15 protein-coding genes and 1 tRNA gene are annotated in these 24,494 nt (G+C 64.6%); 15 read left to right on the top strand and 1 reads right to left on the bottom strand.

The window, feature by feature from the left end:
* Positions 1–14 precede the first annotated feature (14 nt).
* The 15 genes from B0684_RS01905 to B0684_RS01825 all read left to right on the top strand — a co-directional run bounded on the left by B0684_RS01905 (position 15) and on the right by B0684_RS01825 (position 23,261).
* Positions 15–257 carry a hypothetical protein gene (locus B0684_RS01905; protein WP_231365734.1) on the top strand — a complete coding sequence of 81 codons (243 nt, stop codon included), beginning with the start codon at positions 15–17 and terminating at the stop codon, positions 255–257.
* Between the two features lie 119 nt (positions 258–376).
* On the top strand, positions 377–1,342 hold the full coding sequence (locus B0684_RS01900; protein WP_018650188.1) for a 1-phosphofructokinase family hexose kinase: 966 nt from the start codon (positions 377–379) through the stop codon (positions 1,340–1,342).
* Between the two features lie 331 nt (positions 1,343–1,673).
* Positions 1,674–5,765 (top strand): trehalose-phosphatase, encoded by a 4,092-nt coding sequence (gene otsB / locus B0684_RS01890; RefSeq protein WP_018650187.1) that lies wholly within the window; start codon positions 1,674–1,676, stop codon positions 5,763–5,765.
* A 26-nt stretch (positions 5,766–5,791) separates the two neighbouring features.
* Positions 5,792–8,452 (top strand): AMP-binding protein, encoded by a 2,661-nt coding sequence (locus tag B0684_RS01885; protein WP_018650186.1) that lies wholly within the window; start codon positions 5,792–5,794, stop codon positions 8,450–8,452.
* A 537-nt stretch (positions 8,453–8,989) separates the two neighbouring features.
* Positions 8,990–10,315: an ATP-grasp domain-containing protein gene (locus B0684_RS01875; RefSeq protein WP_018650185.1), complete on the top strand. Its 1,326-nt coding sequence runs from the start codon at positions 8,990–8,992 to the stop codon at positions 10,313–10,315.
* Positions 10,316–10,806: 491 nt separating this feature from the next.
* Complete coding sequence (gene cfa, locus B0684_RS01870; RefSeq protein ID WP_077276943.1) at positions 10,807–11,937, top strand: cyclopropane fatty acyl phospholipid synthase; 1,131 nt, start codon at positions 10,807–10,809, stop codon at positions 11,935–11,937.
* Positions 11,934–13,271 carry an FAD-binding oxidoreductase gene (locus B0684_RS01865; RefSeq protein ID WP_018650183.1) on the top strand — a complete coding sequence of 446 codons (1,338 nt, stop codon included), beginning with the start codon at positions 11,934–11,936 and terminating at the stop codon, positions 13,269–13,271. Before cfa ends, B0684_RS01865 begins: the two co-directional genes overlap by 4 nt.
* Positions 13,272–13,488: 217 nt before the next feature.
* A tRNA-Val gene (locus tag B0684_RS01860) sits at positions 13,489–13,565 on the top strand.
* Between the two features lie 149 nt (positions 13,566–13,714).
* Complete coding sequence (locus tag B0684_RS01855; protein WP_018650182.1) at positions 13,715–15,277, top strand: phospholipase D family protein; 1,563 nt, start codon at positions 13,715–13,717, stop codon at positions 15,275–15,277.
* A gap of 49 nt (positions 15,278–15,326) precedes the next feature.
* The gene (locus B0684_RS01850) at positions 15,327–15,875 is read left to right on the top strand and encodes an RDD family protein (RefSeq protein ID WP_018145771.1); all 549 of its coding nucleotides are present in this window, start codon (positions 15,327–15,329) and stop codon (positions 15,873–15,875) included.
* Between the two features lie 49 nt (positions 15,876–15,924).
* On the top strand, positions 15,925–17,112 hold the full coding sequence (locus B0684_RS01845) for a BaiN/RdsA family NAD(P)/FAD-dependent oxidoreductase (RefSeq protein ID WP_018650181.1): 1,188 nt from the start codon (positions 15,925–15,927) through the stop codon (positions 17,110–17,112).
* 139 nt (positions 17,113–17,251) lie between these two features.
* On the top strand, positions 17,252–18,256 hold the full coding sequence (locus B0684_RS01840; RefSeq protein ID WP_018145769.1) for a class I fructose-bisphosphate aldolase: 1,005 nt from the start codon (positions 17,252–17,254) through the stop codon (positions 18,254–18,256).
* Positions 18,257–18,712: 456 nt separating this feature from the next.
* Complete coding sequence (gene soxB / locus B0684_RS01835) at positions 18,713–20,446, top strand: thiosulfohydrolase SoxB (protein ID WP_018650180.1); 1,734 nt, start codon at positions 18,713–18,715, stop codon at positions 20,444–20,446.
* Between the two features lie 104 nt (positions 20,447–20,550).
* The gene (rlmM, locus tag B0684_RS01830; RefSeq protein ID WP_018650179.1) at positions 20,551–21,627 is read left to right on the top strand and encodes a 23S rRNA (cytidine(2498)-2'-O)-methyltransferase RlmM; all 1,077 of its coding nucleotides are present in this window, start codon (positions 20,551–20,553) and stop codon (positions 21,625–21,627) included.
* Positions 21,628–21,851: 224 nt separating this feature from the next.
* Positions 21,852–23,261, top strand: a complete 1,410-nt coding sequence (locus tag B0684_RS01825; RefSeq protein WP_018650178.1) for a magnesium transporter — start codon at positions 21,852–21,854, stop codon at positions 23,259–23,261.
* A 308-nt stretch (positions 23,262–23,569) separates the two neighbouring features.
* Here B0684_RS01825 and B0684_RS01820 read toward each other — a convergent pair whose 3' ends face one another.
* Entirely contained in the window at positions 23,570–24,478 is a 909-nt protein-coding gene (locus B0684_RS01820) for a competence protein CoiA family protein (protein ID WP_026313057.1), read from the bottom strand.
* Positions 24,479–24,494 lie beyond the last annotated feature (16 nt).

Raw genomic sequence — 24,494 nt, 5'->3', positions numbered from 1 at the left:
GAGACTGGGGTTTGGTGGCGAAGTCTGTCAATGCGCAGGCGGGTGCCTGGACGCCAGTGCCGGACAAGTGGTCTCGCGATCCCGGCTTCGGCGAGAGCATCGCCGCGAACGGTGTGATGCTGGAAAAGGCCCGGGACGCCGGTGTGGAGACCGGCCTCGGCGGTCGGGCCCCGAACGACTACCCGGAGTTCGCCGCGTTTCGGGTGGAGCAGGGGATCGAACGCATCCTGGTGAGTGTCCGGACAGCTTCATGGTGAAGCGGAGGGTCGCGCAGGCCGAATGCACAGAGGAACTCGCAGCCGATGAGTGGGGCGCTACGCCGATACCCGGATTCGGTACTTGAGAACATCCGCGCGCAAGCACCGGAGGAAATACGATGCAACCGATCGTCACGCTCACGATGAATCCCGCACTCGACGTCAGCACGTCGGTGGAGGAGGTGGTCAGCAAACACAAGCTGCGCTGCTCGGGCGGCCGTTTCGATCCCGGTGGCGGTGGCGTCAATGTCGCCCGCGTGATCGAGCGTCTGGGAGGCGAGGCGACGGCGCTCTACGCCGTGGGCGGCCCGATGGGCGACGTGTACCGCGGGTTGCTGGAAGCCGAGTTGGATGGAGCACAGCCGATCGAAATCGAGGGCAGCACCCGCCAGAGCTTTAACGTGACCGAGGACTCGACCGGAAAGGAATATCGCTTTGTTCTGGAGGGTCCGGAGTGGCAGGAGAAGGAGTGGCGCGGGGCGCTGGACCGTGTGGAGGAGGCGCTTTCGGACGGTGGCTATCTGGTGGTGAGCGGCAGCCTGCCGGAAGGGGTCCCGGACGATTTCACGGCCCGGGTGGCACGGCTGGCAAAGCAGGCAGGGACCCGCTGTGTTGTCGATGCTTCCGGCGCCTCCCTGGAGGCTGCGCTGGATGAAGGGGTCTTCCTGGTCAAGCCCAACAAACAGGAATTGCGCCAGCTAACCGGGGCCGATCTGGATTCGCGGGAAGAGCAGGAGGCCGCGCTGCAGAAGATCCTCGACGCCGGCGGCTCGGAGATCGTCGCGCTGAGCCTTGGCGGGGAAGGGGCGCTGTTTGCCTCGTCCGAGGGTGTCTTCCATCTCCCCTCGCCAGAGGTTGAAGCCCGCAGCGCGGTGGGTGCGGGTGACAGCTTCGTGGCTGCTCTCGTACTCGGGCTGGCTGGCGGAAAGTCACTCGGGGGTGCGGCCCGGTATGCCGTCGCCGCGGGTGCCGCCGCGCTGTTGAGCGAGGGTACCGTGATGTGCCGTGCCGAGGATGTCGAGCGGTTTTTTCGGGAGACTCGTGGTGAAGACAACGATCGGTCCGGTCCGGACGATCTCCCATAACCGGTAGAAGTCCGCATGAAAGATGGCCTGGAAACAGGCGATCCTCGTTGAAACACCCGCGCCTTGGGGCGACCCAGGCCTGGGGCGTGTGCCCTGATCTCCGGGCTGGGGATGATGATCAGCCGCTTGGCGAACTCGATTGGCCAATCACTCTGAAAAACCCCGTTCAGCACGACAGTCGGGGTGCTCATTATCTGCGCGAGGGTGATATCCGTGCCGCGTGGCGGCGGCAGGGTTTCATCGAAGATCAGGGTTTCTTGGCGAAATCTTTCCATGCGTATGATGAGAGTGGGGGTTGCCTGCAGGCGCCGCCATTCGACCGAGGGATTTCATGCAGCGGGAGGCCCGCATGAAGGATCAGGCGGAACGAGGGGCAAACACCAGGGCCGTGCTGTTCGATATGGACGGGGTGGTGACGGATACGGCACGCGCCCACGCCGCGGCCTGGAAGCGCCTGTTCGACGAGTTCCTCGAGGCGCGCGCCGAGCGTTTCGGAGAGACGTTCGAGCCCTTCGACGCCGATGCGGAGTATCGCCGGTATGTGGACGGGCGCCCTCGTGCCGAGGGCATCCGCACGTTTCTTGACGCGCGCGGCATCGAACTGCCGGCCGGCAGCGACGAGGATGACCCGGAGGCGGAGACGGTCGCGGGCCTGGGCCGGCGCAAGAACCGGTATTTCCATGCCTGGCTGGAGGCAAACCGGGTGCAGCCGCTCCCGGGCACCCTGCGACTGCTTGATGTACTGCGCCGCGGTGGCATCCCGGCCGCGGTGTTCTCTTCCAGTCGCAATGCGGAGGCCGTCCTGCGCAGCGCCGGCTTGCTCGACGCCTTCGACGTACGGGTGGATGGCAACGAGCTGGCGCGGCTGGATATCCCCGGCAAGCCGGATCCGGCGATGCTGCTGGAGGCGGCGCGGCGACTGGGCGTAGCGCCGCAGGAATGCGCGGTCCTCGAGGATGCGGGCAGTGGTGTCGAGGCGGCGGTGCGCGGCCGCTTTCGGCCCGTGATCGGCATGGCCGGTCCCGACCGTGCCGATGCCTTGCTCGAGCTCGGCGCCGACCTGGTGGTCCGCGATGCCGCCGAGCTTCGCTACAGTCGTGCCGCCGGACTGACCCGACGCACGCTCGTCGATCTGCCCCGTGCCCGGGATCGCGAGAGCGAGATGTTCGCGCGCCTGCAGGCCGCGCGTCCGGTGGTGTTTCTGGATTACGACGGCACCCTGACGCCGATCATCGAGGATCACACGCAGGCATGGCTGGCCGGCGACATGCGCGCGACGGTGGGGGCGCTGGCCCGGCACTGCAGTGTGGTCATTGTGAGCGGTCGCGATCTGATGAAGCTTCGGGAGCTGGTCGCCCTCGACTCCGTGTGGCTCGCGGGCAGCCACGGCTTCGAGATCGCCGGTCCGAAGGACGACGACCGAAGTCTGGAGAAGGGCGATGAGTTCCTCCCCGAACTGGATGCGGCGGAACAGGAACTAACGCAGCGGCTGGCCGGGATCGAGGGCCACATGGTGGAGCGCAAGCGCTTTTCCATTGCCGTGCATTACCGGCGTGTCGCCACCGCGGAGGTGGATCGGGTCGGCGCGATCGTCCGCGAGGTGCTGGAGGTACACCCGAAACTGCGTCTCGGCCACGGCAAGAAGGTGCTGGATATCGGTCCGGGCATCCACTGGAACAAGGGCGAGGCCGTGCGCTGGATTCTTGGCGAGGTGGACGGCCCGGGCGAGAAGTTCGTGCCGGTGTATGTCGGCGACGACCTGACCGACGAGGACGCCTTCCGCGCGCTTGCGGGGGAGGGCATTTGCGTCGCGGTGCGACATGACGAAACCCGGGCGACTGCTGCCGACTGCGTGGTGGATGACGTCCTCGGCGTGAAACGTCTGCTCCAGTCCCTGACCGGGATTCTGGCGGCGCGCGTCTCCGATGCCGCGGCGGCGGATACACGGGACAAGGGAGGCTGGGTGTTGCGCTACTCCGGCTACCGTCCCTGGCAGGAGCGTCTGCGCGAGGCGCTGTGCACGCTGGGCAACGGGTATTTCGCGATGCGGGGTGCCGCGCCGGACGCGTGGGCGGATGACGTGCATTACCCGGGCACCTATCTCGCCGGCGGCTACAACCGCCTGATCAGCGAGGTGGCCGGTAGGAAGGTCGAGAACGAGGACCTAGTCAACCTACCCAACGCCTTGCCGCTGACCTTCCGCGTGGATGACGGCGACTGGTTCCGGCTTGACGACACGGAGATCCTGTCGTTTGCACAGGAACTCGATGTTGACCGCGGCCTGTTGCTGCGCAGCGTGCGTTTCCGCGATCCGGCGGGCCGTACCACGCAGTGGCGCGAGCGTCGGTTGGTCAGCATGGATAACCCGCACCTCGCGGCCCTGTGCGTGGAGCTGACCGCGGAGGACTGGTCGGGACGGGTCACCCTGCATTCCGCGCTCGACGGCGGGGTGGTCAATGATGGCGTGGCGCGCTACCGGGGGCTCGAGAACCGCCATCTCGAGATTCTCGAGGCGGACCACCGGGGCGACGACACCCTCTTTCTTCGGGCCCGGACCAACCAGTCCCGGCTCGACATTGCGCAGGCCGCCCGCACCCGTGTGTACCACGAAGGCGTGGAGGCCGGGGTCGAGCGCCAAACGCTGCGGGAGGCGCAGGGCGTGGCGCAGGAGATCATCCTCGATCTGCCGGAACGCGCTAACCTCCGGATTGAGAAGGTCCTCGCGCTGTACTCGTCGCGTGATGCCGCGATCGCCGAACCCGGCATAGAGGCCCTCCGAACCCTCGGCCGTGCCGGTGATTTCGACGCCCTTCGGGCCCGCCACGAGATGGCCTGGCGCCACCTGTGGGGGGAATGCGACATTGCGCTCGAGGATGACGCGGCGCCGGATACCGAACTCAAGCTGCGGATCCACATCTTTCACCTGCTGCAGACCACCTCGAAGCACTCGGTCGATCTCGATACCGGCATCCCCGCGCGGGGCTGGCACGGCGAGGCCTACCGCGGACATGTCTTCTGGGACGAGTTGTTCATCTTCCCCTTCCTGAACCTGCGTATTCCGATGCTGACCCGGGCGCTGCTCCGCTACCGCTATCGCCGCCTCGGGGAGGCCCGGCAGGCGGCGCTTGAGGCCGGCTATCGGGGCGCGATGTATCCCTGGCAGAGCGGCAGCGACGGACGCGAGGAGACGCAGCGACTGCATTTGAACCCGACTTCGGGGCGGTGGCTCCCGGATACCTCCCACCGGCAGCGGCACATCAACTCCGCGATCGCCTACAACCTGTGGCAGTACTTCCAGGCCACCGGTGACCAGGAGTTCATGAACTTCTACGGGGCGGAGATGCTGTTGGAGATCGCCCGGTTCTGGGCCAGTGCATCGGTCTATAACCCGAACCTGGAGCGCTACGAGATCAAGGGTGTGATGGGGCCGGACGAGTATCACACCGCGTATCCGGACGCCGACCCCGAGGCCCAGGGCGGGGTGGACAACAATGCCTACACCAACGTGATGGCGGCCTGGGTACTGACCCGCGCGCGGGACGTCATCGACCTGCTTCCGGAGATCCGCTGGCGGGAGCTGCGGGAACGTGTCGGCCTGGACGACGCGGAACTCGATCTCTGGGACGAGATCAGCCGCAAGCTGCGCGTGCCGATGGACGCGGACGGGATCATCTGTCAGTTCGAGGGCTATGAACAGCTCGCAGAGTTCGACTGGCAGGAGTACCGGGAACGCTACGGTGATATCCAGCGCCTGGACCGGATCCTGGAGGCCGAGGGCGATTCGTCAAATCGCTACAAGGTCTCAAAGCAGGCCGACGTCCTGATGATGTTCTATCTGTTCTCGGCGGAGGAGCTGGCGATGCTGTTCGAACAGCTCGGCTATCCGTTCGATCCGTCGATGATCCCGCGCAACGTCGATTACTACCTGGCCCGCACCTCGCACGGCTCGACCCTGAGCCACGTGCCGCATTCCTGGGTGATGGCGCGGTCTGACCGCTCCCATTCCTGGGATCTCTTTCAGCGCGTCCTGGACAGTGACCTCGAGGACATCCAGGGCGGTACGACGCCCGAGGGCATCCATGTCGGCGCGATGGCCGGGAGCGTCGATCTGGTTCAGCGTTGCTACCTGGGGATCGACATGCGGGGTAACGTGCTCCACTTCGATCCGGTGTTCCCCCCGGAACTGCACTGCGTGAAGGTGCGATTGCATTATCGCAACCAAACGCTGGAGGTGGAGGCCACCCGCGAGTTGCTGGAGATCCGCAGCGGTGCCTATACCACCCACTCGATCATGGTGGCTTACCGCGGTCATTACCGGGAGTTGGCGCCCGGCGACGACTGCCGCTTCCGGCTGCTGAAGCCGGAGGAACGCGTGCGCGACGAGAATCGCACCGGCGGGGCCGAGCCCGACGCGGCACATTGATCCGTGTTTCCCTGGAGGTTTCCGACATGAATGCCCAGACCGTCGACGAACTCTTCGCCTCGCAGTCGCCGGAGGAGGGGCAGGTGGCGGTCGTCGCGATGACCCGCGATGGCCTCGAAACCACTTCGCGGGCGGATCTGCTCGAGCGAGCCGGGCGTCTGGCGGCCGGACTCCGGGAGGCCGGCCTGGAACGCGGAGACCGGGTGGGGCTGTTCGCCCCGAACAGCCCGGAGTGGGTCATCGCCGCGCTGGGGGTGATGAACGCGGGGGGCACTGTGGTTCCCCTGGACACGCAGATGCCCTCCGAGGATCTGCAGCACGCCCTGTCCGATTCGCGGCCGCGCTTCATCTTCACTACGTCGAGGCTGGAACAGCGCCTCCCGGATGATTTGGGCGAGGTGCGCACCTGTCTCTTTGATGCCGAGCCGGAGGCTTCCAAGGCGTGGGAGGGGCTTCTGAAGCAGGATGCGGCATCGTCGGTTGCGCGACACGACGATGTCGCGGCGGTCTTCTACACCTCCGGTACCACCGGACCGCCGAAGGGCGTGCCGCTGACCCACCGGAACCTGACGAGCAATGTCGACGCGCTGTGTGCGGAGGAAATCGCGGACCATCGCGACCGGGTCCTGGTCCCGCTGCCGTTCCACCACGTCTATCCCTTTACGGTCGGCATCCTGGTCCCCCTGACCCTCGGGGCGCCCATCATCGTGCCGTTCTCCCTGGTAGGGCCGCAGATCGTGCGCGGCCTGCGCGACGGCGAGGCAACGGTGATGCTGGGGGTGCCGCGGCTTTACGAGGCCGTGTGGAAGGCCCTGGAGGACCGGGTTACGGGGCGTGGGCGGATCGTGGCGCTGTTGTTCCGGCAGATGCTGGGGCTGTCGAGACTGGCGCGCCAGCGATTCGGGCTGCGCCTGGGGCGCAGGCTGTTCAAGGGCCTGCATCAGCGGCTCGCCCCGCGCCTGCGCCTGGTGGTCGCCGGGGGTGCCGCGCTCGACCCCAAACTCGGGCGCGATCTGCAGGCGTTGGGCTGGGAGGTGGGTACCGGCTACGGGCTCAGCGAGACCGCGCCGATTCTCACGTACAACCCCCCGGACCGGTTGCGACTGGAGGCTGCGGGGCTGCCCCTTCCGGGCGTCGAGCTGGCCATCGACGACACTGATTCCCGCGACGGGCGCGGCGAGGTGATGGCACGCGGCCCGAACATCTTTGCCGGCTACCTGAATCTTCCGGACAAGACCGAGGAGGTCCTCGACGAGGACGGCTGGTTCCGCACTGGGGACACGGGCGAGATCGACGACGATGGCTACCTGCACCTGCACGGTCGCGAGTCCTCGATGATCCTGCTCTCCGGGGGCGAGAACGTCGACCCGGAACGGGTAGAGGGCGCCCTGCAAGGCATTGACGAGATCCGCGAGGCCGGCGTGCTGGCGCATGACGATCGCCTGGCGGCGGTCGTGGTTCCGGAGTCGGGGCTGTTGCGCGAGGTCACCGGCGAGGACCTGGAGAAACGGGTGAAGGATGCGGTCAAGCGCGGGGCAGAGGAACTGCCGAGTCATCACCGCCCGGGCGTGGTGCGCATTGCGCTCGATCCCCTTCCGCGCACGCGCCTGGGTAAGCTGCGCCGGCACAAGCTCGAAGAGCTCTTCGAGGAATTGGGCAAGGAAGATGCCGTTTCCGAGGCGCGACCGGAGCCGGTCTCTCCGGAGTCGATGGCCCCCGAGGACCAGCAGCTGCTCTCGGACCCGGGCGCCGAACGTACCTGGAACTACCTCGCCGAGCGCTTTCATGATATCCGCGTTACGCCCGACAGTAGCCTCGCCGAGGAGCTCGGGATCGATTCGCTCAGCTGGGTCGACCTCACGCTTGCGCTGCAGGATCGCGCCGGGATCGACCTGGATGATTCGGCGATCGAACGCGTCGAGACGGTCCGGGATCTGCTGCAGGAGGCGGCCGGGGCCTCCGAAGCCAAGGAGGGCCGGGGCGAACTGAAGGCGCAGCTCGTAGATCCGGAAGCGCTGCTCGCCGAAGACCAAAAAAAGGACCTGGAGCCCCCCGGCGCGGCCCGTCGTGTGATCGGCGGCCTGCTGCTGGTTTGTGCGCGGCTGCTCTCGCGGTTGCTGATGCGCGTGGAGGTCCAGGGCAGTCTTCCGGCCGACGGTCCTTACCTGCTCGCCCCCCGCCATCTGAGTTTCGTGGACCCCCTGGCGCTATTGCCCGCGCTGAGCAGGCAGGATCTCGAGTCGCTGTACTGGGCCGGTCTGGAGGACTATTTCTTCTCCAATCGGTTGTATGGGGCGCTCAGCCGCACTGCGCGCGTCCTGCCGGTTGACCCCGGGTCCGCTCCGCGCCGGAGTCTGGCTCTGGCCGCGGCCAGTGTGAAGCGGGGCAACAGCCTGATCTGGTTTCCGGAAGGCCAGCGCTCTCCGGACGGCACGCTCCAGAGACTGCGACCCGGTATCGGGCTCGTCCTTGCGGCACAACCCGTCCCGGTGGTGCCCGTGTGGATCGAAGGCACGCGCGAGGTGCTGCCGCCAGGGAAGCATTTTCCGCGCTTCGGCGGAAGGGTGCGTGTCGTCATCGGGGAGCCGGTTCTGCCGGCGCAATACGGCACCGACGAGCGAGAGATTGTCCGCACCCTGCAGTCCGCGATGGAGGAACTGGGCGCTGCGGCAGAACCCGGCAGGTGAACCACTACGTTGACCGCTAGGGGGTGAGGGGGTGTCTGGCGTCAACTACGCTGGCTGGCTGGCTGGCTGGCTGGCTGGCGGGGGTGGGGCGTGATGTGCCGTGCCGAGGATGTCGAGCGGTAGTTTTGGAGCGCTCGTGGTGAAGACAACGGTCGGCCCGGCCTGGACGATCTCCCGTAACCGGTGGACGTCAGCATGAAAGACGGCCTGGAAAGAGGCGATCCTTGTTGAAGCCTTGAGCCTTGAGCCTTGAGCCTTGGGGCGACCCAGCCCCTGTGTGTCCTGATCTCCGGGCCGTGGATGATGATCAGCCGCTTCGCGAACTCGATTGGCGGATCACGCTGACAAACTCCTCTCACCACGACAGTCGGTGCGGCCCCCGAGCTTGCTATCTGGTAGGCACCATCTAATCTCGGGGTAATGCCCTCATGTGACAGGGCGAGCGTTTTGGCCAGCCCGGCTCTGTACTACCTGCACTTGGTCTGGTGCAGGCCAAGGCGATTGTGTTCTGTACCACTTCGCCGTGGAGGATTTTAAATGGCCAAGAATATTTTCATCGTCGGGGCCGACCCGTTTAACATGAAGAAGGTCAGGGCGGTCGACATCGGCATCGACTACAGACTCCATGAGCTATTGACTTTTGATGAAGTAAAAGCCAAAGGGTTTTATCCTGTCGAAGAATGCCTTGGAAAGGCACGAGAACGTCTACAGGAGTTCGACGGTTCGATCGACGGAATTCTCGGTTATTGGGATTTTCCAGTGACCACGATGGTGGCGATCCTCTGCCGCGAATATGGACTTTCCTCGCCCTCGCTCGAGAGTGTCCTCCGCTGCGAGCACAAATACTGGAGTCGGCTGGAACAGCACAAAGTGATCCCGGGCATGGTCCCGCGATTCGATGTCCTGGATCCGTTCGATGATGCCGCCATCGACGCCATTGACGTTCCCTTTCCCTTCTGGATCAAGCCAGTTAAGGGGATGGACTCGCTTCTTGCATTCAGGGTAGGCAACCGGCGCCAGCTGGGCCATGCCATTGGCCAGTTCCGCGCGCGCATCGATCGGATCGCCGGACCCTTCGACCAGATCCTTTCGTATGCAGATCTCCCTGAGGAGATTGCCGCCATCGGCGGCCGGAACTGTATCGTTGAACAGGCTGTTGGTGGGCGCCAGTGCACGATAGAGGGTTACGTGTTTGCCGGCAAGCCGCAGCATTACGGGATCATCGATTCGATCAATTATCCCAACCGTTCGTCGTTTCTTCGCTATCAATACCCGTCTAGCCTTCCGAAGCGGGTGAAGAACAGGATCAGTGAGGCGACCAACAAAGTATTGCTACACTTTGGCTACGACAATGCGACCTACAACGTGGAGTTTTTTTACCGGCCAAAGTCCGAGGAGCTCACGTTGCTGGAAGTCAATCCGCGATTGTCACAATCACATAGCGATATGTTTGAAAAAGTGGATGGGGCTTCCAATTTCCAGATCATGCTTGAACTGGCATTGGGAAGGGCACCGGATTTACCGCTACGACACGGCCGTTATGGGTGTGCCGCGAAGTTTCACGTGCGCGTGTTCGAGGACGGAATCGCCACGCATGTTCCCAGCGCAGGCGATATCGAGCGTATCCAGGAGGAATTTCCGGATACCCTGATCGAGCTGAAGGTCGAGCAGGGGACGCGGCTCTCGAGCCTGCTGGAGCAGGACAGCTACAGCTACGATATCGCCCATGTCCATACGGGCGCAGAGGATCGCAAGGCATTGCTGGAAAAATACAACCGTATTCTGCAGGCCCTGCACTTCGAGTTCGGTTCTGTTCCAGAGACATCAGACGAGTCCCCGGAGGCGCAGAATGCTGTGTCCTGAGATGCGGCCTTCGCTACGGGATTGGAATCCGAAATGGCCCCGGGGTGTGCGAGGGTGCGCGGCCGGGGTTTCCGCTTTGCACGGGATACGGCTTGCGCGCATGGTCTGAAGGGCGATCATGTTCCAAAAAGCAGTGTTCGGTCGTCCCGGGGCATATGAGCGGATCAATCAGTCGCGTTTGCGGACCTGCGCGGAGGGGGTCTGATGAGGTAGCCCGGCACCGGTGGGCTGCTTGCCGACGTAGCGGCGCAGCCCTGGCCTGGCCGTACATCTTCTGGGTACGGGCTGTGATGTGGGTTGGCTTATCCCGTCGCAGGTCTTTTTGGTGGCGGATCGTTCATGCACAACGGCGGAAGGCGGGTGAACGAGGGGGCCGGATCCGGAGGAGAACGGACCATTGCGAATTTGGGTCTAGCTCATAACTCTGCCTAAAGTGGAGGGATTTATCGCGGCTGGAAACCGGCCGTCCGATTCTTGCAAGGAGCACGAGCATGTCAGCAAGCCAACAAGTCACGGAACTATTGCTCAGCGCTGACATCGAGGTTGGTGGCGAGCGGCCCTGGGATGTTCAGGTCCACGACGAGCGGCTGTATCGGCGGATTCTGGCTGAGGGGTCGCTCGGGACCGGCGAGGCCTACATGGACAGCTGGTGGGACGTCGAGCGGCTGGACGAGTTGTTCTTCCGGATCCTCCGGGCGCGCCTGGAGCGCAAGGTGCGCAGCCCCGCGGTGCTCGGCCGGGTGCTGCTGAGCTGGCTCGCCAATGAGCAGAGTCGAGGGCGCTCGCGGCGGGTCGCGGAGCAGCACTACGACCTCTCGAACCGACTCTACGAGGCCATGCTCGGGCCGACCATGCAATACACCTGCGCCTATTACGGCCCCGACGGGGCCGACGCGACCCTGGACGAAGCCCAGCGCGCGAAGCTGGACCTGATCGCGCGCAAGCTGCACCTGGAGCCGGGTATGCGCGTGCTCGAACTGGGCGGCGGGTTCGGCGAGCTGGCCCGGTTTCTGGCCGGCGAGTACGGATGCGAGGTGGACAGCTACAACATCAGCAGCCAGCAGGTGGAGTACGCGAGAGGACTCTGCGAGGGCCTTCCAGTCGATGTCCGGAAGCAGGACTACCGCGAGGCCGCCAACGAATCCCGGCAATACGATCGTGTCGTGAGCATCGGTCTGATGGAGCACGTCGGCCCGAAGAACTTTCGCGCCTTCTTCGAATTGGCCCGGGCCCGCCTGAAGCCCGCTGGCCTGATGCTGCTGCACACCATCGGGGGCAACGTCAGCTGCGTTCGTACCGACCGCTGGATCGCCAAATACATCTTTCCCGGCGGCGTGATCCCGTCCGAGGCGCAGCTCACCCGGGCCAAGGAGGGTTTGTTCGTGCTCGAGGACTGGCACAACTTCGGTCCGGACTACGACCGCACCCTGATGGCCTGGGACGACAATTTCGTCGCCGCCTGGCCGGAGCTGAAACGAAGCGAAGGGCTGGACGAGCGCTTCTACCGGATGTGGCGCTATTACCTGCTGAGCTGTGCGGGCGCCTTCCGGGCGCGCCATCTGAATCTCTGGCAGCTTGTGCTCAGCCACGGGGATCTGCCGCGTTACGAGCCGGTCCGATGAGCAGCGCCGCCTGGGACGCCCACCGCGATCGTGTGGCGGCGATGGCCGCGGCGCTGGCCGGCTCCGACGGGCCGGTGCGCCTCAGAAAGTCCACCAGCAACCTGTTCAGGCCGCGCCAGGAGGCCCGCCGGACAGAGATCGACGTGGCTTCGCTCAACCACGTGATCGAGATCGACGCCGAGGCCGGCATTGCCGAGGTGGAGGGCATGACGACCTATGCCGACGTGGTCGACGCAACCCTGCCGCACGGCCTGGCACCGGCCATTGTGCCCGAGCTCAAGAGCATCACCGTCGGCGGCGCGACCACCGGGATCGGCATCGAGTCGGGTGCGTTCCGCTACGGCCTGGTGCACGACACGGTGGACGAGCTCGACGTCATGGTCGCCGACGGCCGCGTGTTGACCTGCTCGCGCGAGCAGCGCCCGGAACTGTTCTACGGCTTTCCGAACTCCTACGGCAGCCTCGGGTACGCCACGCGGGTCCGGCTGCGGCTGATTCGGGTGGAGCCTTATGTGCGGCTGGAGCACACCGGCTTCCGCGACCCCGAAGAACTGTTCGCCGCGATCGCCGAGGAATGCGCGCACCCGACCTGCGCGTTCCTCGATGGCGTGTACTTCGGACCCGGCGATTACGTGCTGACCCGCGCGCATTGCGTCGAAGCGCCGCCGGCGGGCACCGAGGCCAGCGACTACACCTGGATGCGCCAGTACTGGCAGAGCCTGCGCGAGCGGCGCGAGGATTATCTGAGCATCCACGACTACCTCTGGCGCTGGGACACCGACTGGTTCTGGTGCAGCAGGAACGTCGGCGCCCACCTCAAGCCGGTGCGGCTGCTTCTGGGGCGCAAGCGCCTGTCGAGCGTGACCTACCAGAAGATCATGCGCGCCAGCCGCCGCTGGCCGCTGAGCCTGCTCCATGCCGTACGGCCGCGCAGCGAGGCGGTGATCCAGGACGTCGACATCCCGATCGCCAACGCCGCGGCGTTTCTGGCCGATTTCGAGGCCGAAATCGGGATCCGTCCGGTGTGGATCTGCCCATTTGTCGTGCCCGAGGCCGGGTTCTCGTTGTTCCAGCTGCGTACCGATACCGCGTACATCAACTTCGGCTTCTGGGACATGGTCCGCTCCAGCGAGCCCGATGGTTATTACAACGCTCGGGTCGAGGCACTGGTCGCGAAGCACGGCGGCAAGAAAAGCCTGTACTCGCGCAGCACCTACGACGAAGCCACCTTCTGGCAGAACTACGACCGCCCGGCCTACGAGGCCCTCAAGCGCGAATGCGATCCCGAAGGGCGCTTTCCGGGGCTCTATGAAAAGGCGGTGCAACGGGGCTGAGGCCGGTTGGGTCTCGAGGTCGGAACCGCTCGTCCACACCCTGGTGCGTCGCGCGCCGGGAAACCGCGGCGACCGGCAAGAGCGCGATCGACGGTCAATGCAGCGTTGCGCGTCCAGGGTGCCGCGGGCCGACCCCGTTAACGCGGCACGCAAAATGAGTTAACGGATGCTTTGACAGGGGGCGGGGAGTCGGTAGAATACGCGGCTCGAAGACGACAGGCGCGTAGCTCAGCTGGTTAGAGCACTACCTTGACATGGTAGGGGTCGTTGGTTCGAGTCCAATCGCGCCTACCAATTTGTTGAAAAAAGCGAGTCAGGGTCCGCCCGGCTCGCTTTTTTTATGCCTGGGCAGTCGGTATCGACAGGGCGCGTACGCGGCGTCAGGCTGGCACCGGGCGTGCTATTCGATATAAGGGGGCATCGCGTCGGGCGATTGCTTGTTCATGCTTGATTCGTATCGGTTTTCCTGGCTTCTGGCAGTGCTGTTTCTGGCGCTCGCGGCCGGTTGTGCGCCGTTGCAGCCGGCGCCGGAACGCGGATGGCAAGCGCTGGAGCCCCCCGCCTCAGAAGGACCGCTGGCGGAGTGGCTGGAAGGATTTGCGCCGGCCCGCGATCACGGTAAGACGGGATTCCGGCTGCTGGACGAGGGGGCCGAAGCCTTCCGCTGGCGGGTGATGAGCGTGCGCATGGCGCGCGAACGAATCCAGGTGCAGGCCTATATCTGGCGCGACGATGCTGCCGGACGGGTGTTGATGGGCGAATTGCTCGGGGCGGCCGATCGTGGCGTTCGGATCTCGTTGCTCCTGGATGACGTCGACGCGCGCGGGCGGGACGCGACGCTGGCCGCGATTGCCCAGCACCCAAAGATCGACGTTCGCATCTTCAATCCGTTCCGTACGCGCGAGGGCCTGCTGCGGGCCAGTGCCGAGTTCTTTTTTCGCGGTAGCGACCTGAACCATCGGATGCACAACAAGGCCTGGGTGGTGGACGGGCGCCTGGCGATTACGGGCGGGCGTAATGTCGGGGACGAGTACTTCGAGGTGAGCCCCGATTACAATTTTGCGGATCTGGATCTGGTGGTGGTGGGGCCGTTGGTCCGGGAGATCGACCGGTCGTTCGTGGAATTCTGGAACAGTCCGGGCGCGATCGGGGTCGAGCGCGTTGCGCGAAAGGACGGTTCGCCGGAGCGCCTGGCAATGCAGCAGGGGTCCTTGCGGGCCTGGCTGGCGCAGAATCACACCCATCCCCTGATGCAGATGGAACCTCTGAATGGGCAACCGGTGCCACAGCCGATTGCCGACCCGGCGGCATATGTGTGGACGACGCAAACCGAGTTCGTGGTCGATGACGAGGCCAAGGCGCGTGCACGAGGCGATGGCTCGCGCGTTGCGGACGCCCTGGGGGAGCGGCTGCTGGGGGTGGAGAAGGAACTGCTGATCGTCTCGCCGTACTTTGTTCCGGGGCGTGACGGGACCGCCCAGCTGTCGCGGATGAGCGAGTCGGGGGTGCGTGTACAGGTGCTGACGAACTCGCTGGCGGCGAACGATGTGGCCTTTACCCATGCCGGCTATGCGCGACGGCGACATGCGTTGCTGGATGCCCGGGTCGAGCTCTTCGAGCTGCGCCCGACCGGGCCGCCGCGCTGGGCGCGCCTGGAGCGCGATCGCGGGATCGAGCCCTCGCAGGCCAGCCTGCATTCCAAGCTGCTGGTTTTCGACCGCGAGGAGGCCTTTGTCGGCTCGTTCAACCTGGACCCGCGCTCGGCGCATACGAACAGCGAGTCCGGTGTGTTCCTGTCCGAGCCGGTTTTGGTGGAGCAGCTGGCCGCGCTGCATCAACGGGGAATTCGGCCGCAGGTGGCCTACCGGGTGGAGCGGGATGCATCCGGTGGTCTGGTATGGCGGGACGGTTCCGGAAATGCCTACCGTCAGGAGCCCAAGGCGGGTCTGTGGCGTCGGTTTGTGTCCGGGATGACCCGGATCCTTCCCGTCGAGCCGTTATTGTAGGCGGACCGTCCCGGCGAGAGCGCACAACATAAAGGGAGAGCGAGACATCATGGATTGTGGACAGTGTGGCAAGCAGAACCCACCAGAGGCGCGGTTTTGTATTCAGTGTGGTGCGCCACTGGCGGCCGGAGTCGGTAGTGACGACGGCCCGCCCGAGGCGCGCGCGGCCTACGGTGGCTTCTGGGTGCGCGTGGGGGCCTATCTGCTGGATGCGGTGATTATCGGGGTGCCGCAGATCGTGGCGCAGGCGCTGATCAGCCCGGAGACCCTGGCTGCGCGCGGGCCGGATGATCCCGTGCCGCCGGGGGAGGCGGCCTGGTTTCTGGTGAATGTCGTGGTGGCCTGGCTGTACTGGGCCGGCATGCACAGCTCCCAGTACCAGGCGACGCTGGGCAAGATGGTGTTCGGGCTGCGGGTGGTGGACTTCCAGGGCGAGCGGATCTCGTTCCTGCGTGCGACCGGGCGGCATTTCGCGACCATCCTGTCCGGGCTGATCCTGATGATCGGCTACATCATGGTGGCCTTTACCAAGCGTCGGCAGGCCTTGCATGACCTGATCGCGCAGACCCTGGTGGTGCGCAAGGAGTGGGTGCGCTGATTGTGCCAGGGACGACGCCCGACTCCCGGTTCGAGCCGCAACGCGCGCCATGAGTGAGGCGGCGAAGCATTTCGATGTGGTCGTGATCGGGGGCGGGGCGGCCGGGCTGATGTGTGCCCTGACGGCGGGCGACCGCGGGCGCCGGGTGCTGGTTCTGGACCACGCCAACCGGGTCGGGAAGAAGATCCTGATGTCGGGTGGCGGCCGCTGCAACTTCACCAACATGTACTGCGAGCCGGAGAATTTCATCTCCGCGAACCCGCATTTCGTGAAGTCCGCGCTCAGCCGCTACAGCCAGTGGGACTTCATCGCCCTGGTGGAAAAGCACGGCATTCCCTACCACGAGAAGAAGCTGGGCCAGCTGTTCTGCGACCATTCGTCGAAGGATATCGTGCGGATGCTGCTGGACGAGTGCGCGGCGGCCGGTGTCACGGTGCGCACGGACACGCCGGTGACGGATGTGGAAACGGGCTCGCCGCACCGCCTGCAGGCCGGTGCGGAGACCATTGTCTGCGAGTCGCTGGTGATTGCCACGGGCGGCTATTCCATCCCGCGCATGGGGGCCACCGGCTTTGGGCTGGACCTCGCGCGTTCGCTGGGGCTGCCGGTGCAGCCAACCCGTCCGGCCCTGGTGCCGTTCACCCTGAGCGGGCGGCCCCTGGAGGAGCTGGAGGGGCTTTCGGGTGTGGCGCTGGATACGGTGACGACGGCCGGGGGCATGGGGTTTCGCGAAAATCTGCTGTTCACGCATCGGGGATTGAGCGGGCCGGCGGTGTTGCAGGCGTCGTCCTATTGGGAGGAGGGGCAGGCGGTGGCGATCGACCTGTTCCCGGGCATCGATCTGGCGGCGCATCTGCGCGAACTGCGCGAGCAGCGTCCGAAGCTGGAGCTCAAGAGTGTGCTGGGCGAGCAGCTGACGCGCCGGGTTGCGCAGCGCTGGTGCGAGTTGTGGGTGGAGAACCGGGCGCTGGAGCACTTGAGCAACGCGGATATCGAGCAGGTAGTGGCCGCTTGTCAGCCATGGACGGTGTGGCCCGCAGGGACCGAGGGTTATCGTACGGCGGAGGTCACCCTGGGCGGGGTGGATACCGCTGCGCTGTCATCCAAGACGATGGAGTGCCGGACGATCCCGGGCCTTTACTTCATTGGCGAGGTGGTGGATGTAACCGGGCACCTGGGTGGCCACAACTTCCAGTGGGCTTGGGCCTCCGGACACGCCGCGGGCGAGTACGCCTGAGCGGTTTTCGTGCGCCGTGCACACGGCCTTTCGTGCTGTTCCGGAAACTGTGGTGGGGTTTTCCCTGTCGGGTTGGAAGAACCCGCGGAGGGTGACTACTCTTCGAAGGCAGTTCCACGCAGAAACCCAAGGAGCAGGCATGAAGATCGATCAGTTGGTAGAGACGGCCGAAGCGATGGTGGCCCCCGGCAAGGGCATCATCGCCATTGATGAATCCACCGGGACGATTGCCAAGCGCCTGGGCGCGGTCGGTGTCGAGAATACCGAGGAGAACCGCCGCACGTACCGCGAGCTGTTGCTGACGACGCCGAAGCTGAAGGAGTACATCTCGGGCGCGATCCTGTATGACGAGACGCTTCGCCAGTCCACCCGTGACGGCAAGCCGTTCGTGGACGTGATGAACGAGGCCGGCATCCTGCCCGGCATCAAGGTCGATACCGGCGCGAAGGATCTGGCCGGCTTCCCCGGGGAGAAGGTGACCGAGGGTCTGGACGGGCTGCGCGAGCGGCTCGAGGAGTACGCGCGGATGGGGGCCCGGTTCGCCAAATGGCGCGCGGTCATCACCATTGGCGAGACCATGCCCACGGATACCTGCATCGAGTCGAATGCGCATGCCCTGGCACGGTATGCCGCACTGTGCCAGGAGCACGGGATCGTGCCGATCGTGGAGCCGGAGGTCCTGATGGATGGCGACCATGACATCGAGACCTGTTACGGCGTGACCGAGGCGACCCAGCGCGCCGTGTTCCGGGCGCTGTACGAGCATCACGTGCTGCTCGAGGGCACCATCCTCAAGGCCAGCATGGTGCTGCCGGGCAAGGACTGCCCCGAGCAGGCCAGTGTCGAGGACGTCGCCCATGCGACCCTGCGCTGCCTGGAATCCGCCGTGCCTGCCATCCTGCCGGGGGTGGTGTTCCTCTCGGGGGGGCAGAGCGACGCCGATGCCACCAACCACCTGGACGCCATGAACCAGATCGGTGGGACACCGTGGCCGCTGTCCTTCTCCTATGGCCGTGGCATGCAGCAGGCCGCGATGGAGCTTTGGGGCAAGGATCCCGCCGCCAATTTCGAGAAGGCCCAGCAGACGGTGTTCGAGCGCGCCCGGGACAACGGGCTGGCGGCCCAGGGAAAGTACGGGGCCTGAGGTCGCCGCCTGCCAACCGCGGTTCGCAAGCGCGGCAAACGGATCGGCGTATATATTGATCTGGATCAAGAAAGACCGTCGGAAGGCTGACTAGCCTGAGATCGTCGGATCCGATCCTCGGCCCAGCAAGGGATGCACGATCCCCCAGCGTGCGCTGCGGGCCGATTGCTTCCGACGGTGTATGTCGCGTCTTGGCCTGCTATCTCCGGATAGCAGGCTTTTTTGTGTCTGCACCGGTGCGAAATGTGACGGGCCTGGCAAAAAGATGGAAATTCGCCAACACTCAGGAAATGGCGTGTTTTCCTCCCGATCTCCATCAAACAGCGCGAAAATACGCTTTTGTTGTGCGCATTCCCCCGCCCGGTCCGGGGAACATTCGCGGTGGCCGTGCGTCGGGAGCTTGGTAAGGGGTGCGATTGGCGTCCCGGATAAAACCAAGCCACCAAGGAGATCCATATGAGTCTTACGCGCAGAGAGTTTCTCGAAGCCATGGTCGCGGCCAGTGCCGCCGGCTTCTCGATGAATGCCTGGGCTGGCGAGAAGGGGTCCTGGAAGCCGGCCGATGCGAACATGTACGACCTGCCGAAATTCGGCAACGTGTCGCTGTTGCACTACACCGACTGCCACGCGCAGCTGAAGCCGGTGCACTTCCGCGAGCCGGACGTGAACATCGGCGTGGGCGACATGCAGGGCAAGCCGCCGGTGCTGGCCGGCAAGGACATGCTCGAATATTTTGATATCCAGCCGGGCACGCCGCTGGCGCATGCTGTCACCCATATGGACTTCAAGTATGCGGCCGAGAAATACGGTCGTCTGGGTGGGTTCTCCCATCTGTCCACGCTGATCCAGAAGCTGCGCGCGGAGCGCCCGAATTCCCTGCTGCTGGATGGTGGCGACACCTGGCAGGGCTCCGCGACATCGCTGTGGACGAACGGGCAGGACATGGTCGATGCGCAGAAACTACTGGGCGTGGACATCATGGTCGGCCACTGGGAGTTCACCTTCGGCGACGAGCGGGTGATGGAGATCATCGAAAACGACTTCAAACCCAACAACATCGAGTTCCTGGCGCAGAACATCGAGGATCGCGACTGGGGCGACCCGGTGTTCGAGCCCTATACCATCCGCGAGATGAATGGCGTGCCGGTCGCCGTGATCGGCCAGGCGTTTCCCTATACATCCGTGGCCAACCCCGACTACATGTTCCCGGACTGGAGCTTCGGCATCCGCGACGAGAACATGCAGCGCATGATCGACGAGTGCCGCGAGAAGGGCGCCAAGGTGGTGGCGATCCTGTCGCACAACGGGATGGTCACCGACATGGAGATGGCCCGTCGCCTGCGCGATGTGGACATCATCATGGGCGGGCACACGCATGACGCGGTGCCGGGCGCGATGGAGATCGAGAATGTCGGCGGCGAGACCACGCTGGTCACCAATGCCGGTTCCAATGGCAAGTTCCTTGGCGTGATGGATCTCGACGTGACCGACAGCGGCATCCGCGACTACAAGTTCACGCTGCTGCCGGTGTTCTCCAACCTGATCGAGGCGGATGCCGAGATGGAGGAGCACATCCGCTCGGTGCGCGAGCCCTATGAGGACAAACTGAATGAAGAACTGGCCGTAACCGACGGTGTTCTTTACCGCCGCGGCAACTTCAACGGTACCTTCGACGAGGTCATCATGGATGCGATGATCAAGGAAATGGATGCCGAGGTGGCCCTGTCGCCCGGCTTCCGCTGGGGCATTAGCGTCCTGCCGGGTTCGCCCATCACCTTCGAGGAGTTGATGACGCAGACCGCGACCACCTATTCGGAGACGCAGCGCAACGAGATGACCGGTGCGCAGCTCAAGAATGCCCTGGAGGACGTGGCCAACTCGATCTTCAATGCCAATCCCTACCATCACCGCGGCGGGGACATGGTGCGAACCTCCGGCATCGAATACACCATCGATCCGCACGAATCGATGGGTAGCCGTATCAGCGACATGCACATCAACGGTGAGCCGCTGGACCCGGACAAGAACTACGTGGTGGCCGGCTGGGCCAATGTCCACGAGCCGCTGGATACCGATCCGGTCTGGGAGGTGGTCGCCGGGTATCTGCGTGATCGCGAAACCATCAGCCCCGGCAAGCCCTATCTGCCGAAGCTGAAGAACGTGGCGGGTGATCCTGGCCTGGATCGCTGATCGGCGTTTGGCTTGGCCCGCGCAAGCGGTCCGGGTAGTCTCGCAGCCGCCGTGCACCATTCGGGTGTACGGCGGTTTTTTGTGTGTGGGAGAGGGGTTCTGGGATGGAAGCGAGCGGATCAGGCTTTTCCGGCCTGCTGCTGTATTGTCGCGCGGGCTTCGAGGCGGACCTGACGGCCGAGCTGACCGACCGGGCAGCGCGCGCGGGGCTGGGTGGCTTTGCGCGGGTGCAGCCAGGCAGCGGGTACGTCCATTTCGAGCCGGCCGGTTGCACGGTGGAGGCGCTGGCGCGCGCATTGCCGTTCGCGGAATTGATCTTTGCGCGGCAGGTCTTTCCGGCGTTGCCCGCACTCGAGGGCCTGGATCGCGCGGATCGGCTGACGCCCATCATCGAACAGGCGTTTGCAGCCGGGTGCCCGGTGGATTCCATCTGGCACGAGATGCCCGATACCAACGAGGGCAAGGGCCTGCGCCGGTTGATCAAGGCCGTGGAACGCCCGCTGGCCTCCGTCCTGCGCAAACGCGGGGTACTGCGGGCGCAGGCAGGCGGGCTGCGCCTGCATGTGTTCTGGCACTCCGGCGACTGCGTGCAACTGGGCCTTAGCCGGCCCGGCGAGCGCAGCGAGTGGCCGGGCGGGATCCTGCACCTGCGCTCGCCGCGCGAGGCACCCAGCCGGTCGACCCTGAAGTTGGAGGAGGCCTGGCACACCTTCATCCCGCGGGATGCCTGGGACGCGCGCCTGGCGCAGGGCATGCAGGCCGTGGATCTGGGCGCAGCCCCGGGCGGCTGGACCTGGCAGTTGGTGCGGCGCGGTATGTATGTGCATGCAGTAGACAACGGGCCGATGGATGCCACGTTGATGGCAACCACCCAGGTGGAGCACCACCGCGAGGACGCCTTCTCCTGGGTGCCACCGAAATCGGTCACCTGGCTGGTCTGCGACATCGTGGACAAGCCCTCGCGGGTGGCCGCACGCATGGCGGACTGGCTGGAGGCCGGCTGGTGCCGCGAGGCCATCTTCAATCTCAAGCTGCCGATGAAACAGCGCTGGCAGACCGTATACGACTGCCTCGACCACATCGAGGAACGCCTGCTGGATGCCCGAATCACCCACCGGATGCGGGCGCGCCAGCTCTATCACGACCGCGAGGAGATCACCGTGCATGTCGAGCGGAGCTGAATTGGATGTACTCGCCCTGACGCGACCGTTTTGCGTCCGAAATTGCACGAATAAGCGTCTCATTGGGTGGTTTTTGTGGGCAAAAAATACGTGGAGTCAGGTGGTTACCGTGGTCCGACCCTAGCGGTCACCCGTCGGGCCGGGCGGTGGCCATGTACCATATGTCAGGACCGCAGGAGAGGGTTGCGGTTGGACCCCGGCACCTGGACTGAAGAGGCCTGCTAATGACTCCCGCCACCGAAGACGCCCCTGATCCGCAACGGGAGACTTCGGTTCCGGCCAGTGACGGTTCCGCCACGATCGAAGAGTTGTTGCTTGGCCTGCAGGCGCAGCTCGCCGAATCCGACTCCCAAGCCGCTGTCTGCGATTTCCTGCAAGGCCTGGATGAACAGGCCATCGCCTTGTTGCTGGAATCGTTTCCATTCCGTGAGCGGGAACGCATCTGGTCCTGCATACCTCAAGACCAGCGCGGGGAGGTATTGGCCGAAGTCGGCGTGGATGCCCGCGAGCATTTGATGGCGGACATGCCGGTCGAGGAGGTCACGGCCCTGGCGCAGGATCTTCCACCGGAAACGGTGGCGGAGCTCCTGGACACGATCGACGATCCGATCCGAGAATCCGTGATCGAAACGCTGGCCGCGGGAGTGCGACACCATGTCACGACGCTTCATGGCTACGATGACGATGCGGTCGGGCGTTACATGGATCCCGAAACCACCAATGTGAAACCGGATGTAACACTCGAGGCCGTTCAACGGTTTGTACGCATTAGTCACTCGCTGGACAGCGAGTCGCAGGAATTGCTGGTCACGGACAAGGATGCCCGCCTCGTTGGCTCGCTACGTCTGGTCGACCTCGTGCGCAACCATCAAAAAAGGACGGTTGCCGATTTCATGTACATGCCGACGTGCCTGCTCGACACCATGGATATCCGCAAGGCGGCAACCATCCTGCGTGCCCGGGAACTGCCGTTTGCGCCCGTGGTAGACGCCGAAGGCGTCCTCGTCGGTCAGCTGAACATGAGCCACATCATGGAGATCGTGCGCGAGGATGCGGACGCGACCCTGCTCGGGATGGCCGGGGTCAAGGAAGAAGGCGAGCTGTTCGCACCGATCCGGTTCAGTATTCGCAGTCGCGGTATCTGGCTCGGCATCAATCTGGCAACGGCCTTTCTGGCCGCCTACGTCATTGGCCAGTTCGAGGCCGTGCTCTCGCAGGTCGTCGCCCTGGCGGTACTCATGCCCGTGGTGGCCAGCATGGGGGGTATTGCCGGGAGCCAGACCCTGACTGTGGTCATCCGTGGCCTGGCCATGGGTCAAATCGCCGGTACGAATCGCTGGTGGCTCTTGAACAAGGAGCTGTGGGTCGGCCTGGCCAACGGGATTATCTGGGCATTGGTTGTCGGCCTGGTGGCCCATTTGTGGTTCCAGGACCTGGCGATCAGCCTCATCATCACCCTGGCGATCATCATCAACATGACGGTGGCCAACGTGGCCGGGATCACCATACCGCTGACCTTGAAACGCCTCGGCATGGACCCCGCACTTTCCGGAGCGGTCATCCTGACGACCGTCACCGACGTGGTCGGATTCCTGTCATTCCTGGGGCTGGCGACGCTGCTGATTCTGGTCTGAGCTTCGTGTCTCAATCCTTCCCGGGCCTCGCGGCATTCGTCGAGCCGAGTACGCGTCGATGAGGTCCGGAGGGAGATGATTACCGTGCATGTAGAGCGGGGCTGAGTCGGGTTCTACTCGCCCTGGACCGTAATCGTGAGCTTGCGCGAGTGGGCGGCGCCAGCGGTGCTCCCAGATATGGTTCGTGGGATCAACGGTCGTACCCTGCGTTAGGTTGACCGAAAGCCGCGATTCGCCCTAGACCGCGCACCAACTGTCGGTAGAGCCGCATCGGCCGTCGGGTTGAACGTACAGCGCGAATATGGCGCCTATTCGCGCTGAGCGCCCCCCTCGCGCAGGGTTTCTTCGAGTAGTGTCTTCACGCCGGACGGAAACGACCAATTCGTGTATCGGGGTTTCCAGCGACCACCAAGGTTCCGGGCGGTTTCCTTAAGCCGTGCGTTGAGATCTTTGTCGAAGGCCGACCACAGCGTGATACCCCAAGGGTAAGTGCGGATTACGATGGGCACGCCATCCCAACGCCATTTTTCCTGGTCGGGTTTCGTCTTGCTGTCTGAGGTTTCCGCCGGAACAGCCGGCTTGCGGGCGTTCTCTCGCATTTGTTCAAGGATTGGGTGGTAGAGCCACACCCGGTTAAGAGGGTCCTCCAGAACTTGCTTGCGCAGCAGCTCCCAGCTCCATTCAAGATTCGGATCGCCTGCCAAGTGGATTTCCATGGCGGGATGTCCAAGGTTGGCCAGGAGCTGTCTTTTCTCCGGGTCTGCGAAATGGCTGACGGCGACCTCGATCAGGATCGGTTGGCCGGCGTACTCAGCGACAACGTCCGCGCGGATCAGCCCGGAGGCAAGGGTCACTTCGGGCTTCGGGTCATGAAGGTGGGCAACCCCCTCGGGCGGCATCCATGCGCCGTCAGAGTCGCTCGGTTCACACTCCAAGCTCGTTCGTTCTCGCTCAAGTGGGGGCAGGGTGATCCATCTTTCTTGCAGGAGGATCTGCTTGGCCGCTTGATGCAGTGCGCTCTCTCCTGTGCCCCCGCAGTCCGCGCCGCTGCTGTGGGCGAAGTGCCATTGCCGTACCTGACCCTGCCGCGCGATGACGACCTCGCCGCACTCGGGGCAGCTGCAGCCACAGGCCTTGCCCTTGGTAACGTCGTGGATGGAAACGATCTGGCCCGCGTTGTTGCGGGCAAAGGACTGCAGTAGCGTGGACTTCTCCATGGTGACCTCCAGAAGG

The sequence above is a fragment of the Thioalkalivibrio versutus genome (assembly GCF_001999325.1).
In the GTDB taxonomy this organism is placed as follows: Bacteria; Pseudomonadota; Gammaproteobacteria; order Ectothiorhodospirales; family Ectothiorhodospiraceae; genus Thioalkalivibrio; species Thioalkalivibrio versutus.
This window is presented reverse-complemented; position numbering and strand designations above follow the sequence as displayed.

What these genes read in the sequence shown, in the direction of transcription:
- B0684_RS01845 (WP_018650181.1), top strand. Translation starts at nt 15,925, where the DNA reads ATGAGTGAGGCGGCGAAGCATTTCGATGTGGTCGTGATCGGGGGCGGG.
- soxB (WP_018650180.1), top strand. Translation starts at nt 18,713, where the DNA reads ATGAGTCTTACGCGCAGAGAGTTTCTCGAAGCCATGGTCGCGGCCAGT.
- B0684_RS01840 (WP_018145769.1), top strand. Translation starts at nt 17,252, where the DNA reads ATGAAGATCGATCAGTTGGTAGAGACGGCCGAAGCGATGGTGGCCCCC.
- B0684_RS01855 (WP_018650182.1), top strand. Translation starts at nt 13,715, where the DNA reads ATGCTTGATTCGTATCGGTTTTCCTGGCTTCTGGCAGTGCTGTTTCTG.
- cfa (WP_077276943.1), top strand. Translation starts at nt 10,807, where the DNA reads ATGTCAGCAAGCCAACAAGTCACGGAACTATTGCTCAGCGCTGACATC.
- B0684_RS01885 (WP_018650186.1), top strand. Translation starts at nt 5,792, where the DNA reads ATGAATGCCCAGACCGTCGACGAACTCTTCGCCTCGCAGTCGCCGGAG.
- B0684_RS01825 (WP_018650178.1), top strand. Translation starts at nt 21,852, where the DNA reads ATGACTCCCGCCACCGAAGACGCCCCTGATCCGCAACGGGAGACTTCG.
- B0684_RS01875 (WP_018650185.1), top strand. Translation starts at nt 8,990, where the DNA reads ATGGCCAAGAATATTTTCATCGTCGGGGCCGACCCGTTTAACATGAAG.
- B0684_RS01865 (WP_018650183.1), top strand. Translation starts at nt 11,934, where the DNA reads ATGAGCAGCGCCGCCTGGGACGCCCACCGCGATCGTGTGGCGGCGATG.
- otsB (WP_018650187.1), top strand. Translation starts at nt 1,674, where the DNA reads ATGCAGCGGGAGGCCCGCATGAAGGATCAGGCGGAACGAGGGGCAAAC.
- B0684_RS01850 (WP_018145771.1), top strand. Translation starts at nt 15,327, where the DNA reads ATGGATTGTGGACAGTGTGGCAAGCAGAACCCACCAGAGGCGCGGTTT.
- B0684_RS01900 (WP_018650188.1), top strand. Translation starts at nt 377, where the DNA reads ATGCAACCGATCGTCACGCTCACGATGAATCCCGCACTCGACGTCAGC.
- rlmM (WP_018650179.1), top strand. Translation starts at nt 20,551, where the DNA reads ATGGAAGCGAGCGGATCAGGCTTTTCCGGCCTGCTGCTGTATTGTCGC.
- B0684_RS01820 (WP_026313057.1), bottom strand. Translation starts at nt 24,478, where the DNA reads ATGGAGAAGTCCACGCTACTGCAGTCCTTTGCCCGCAACAACGCGGGC.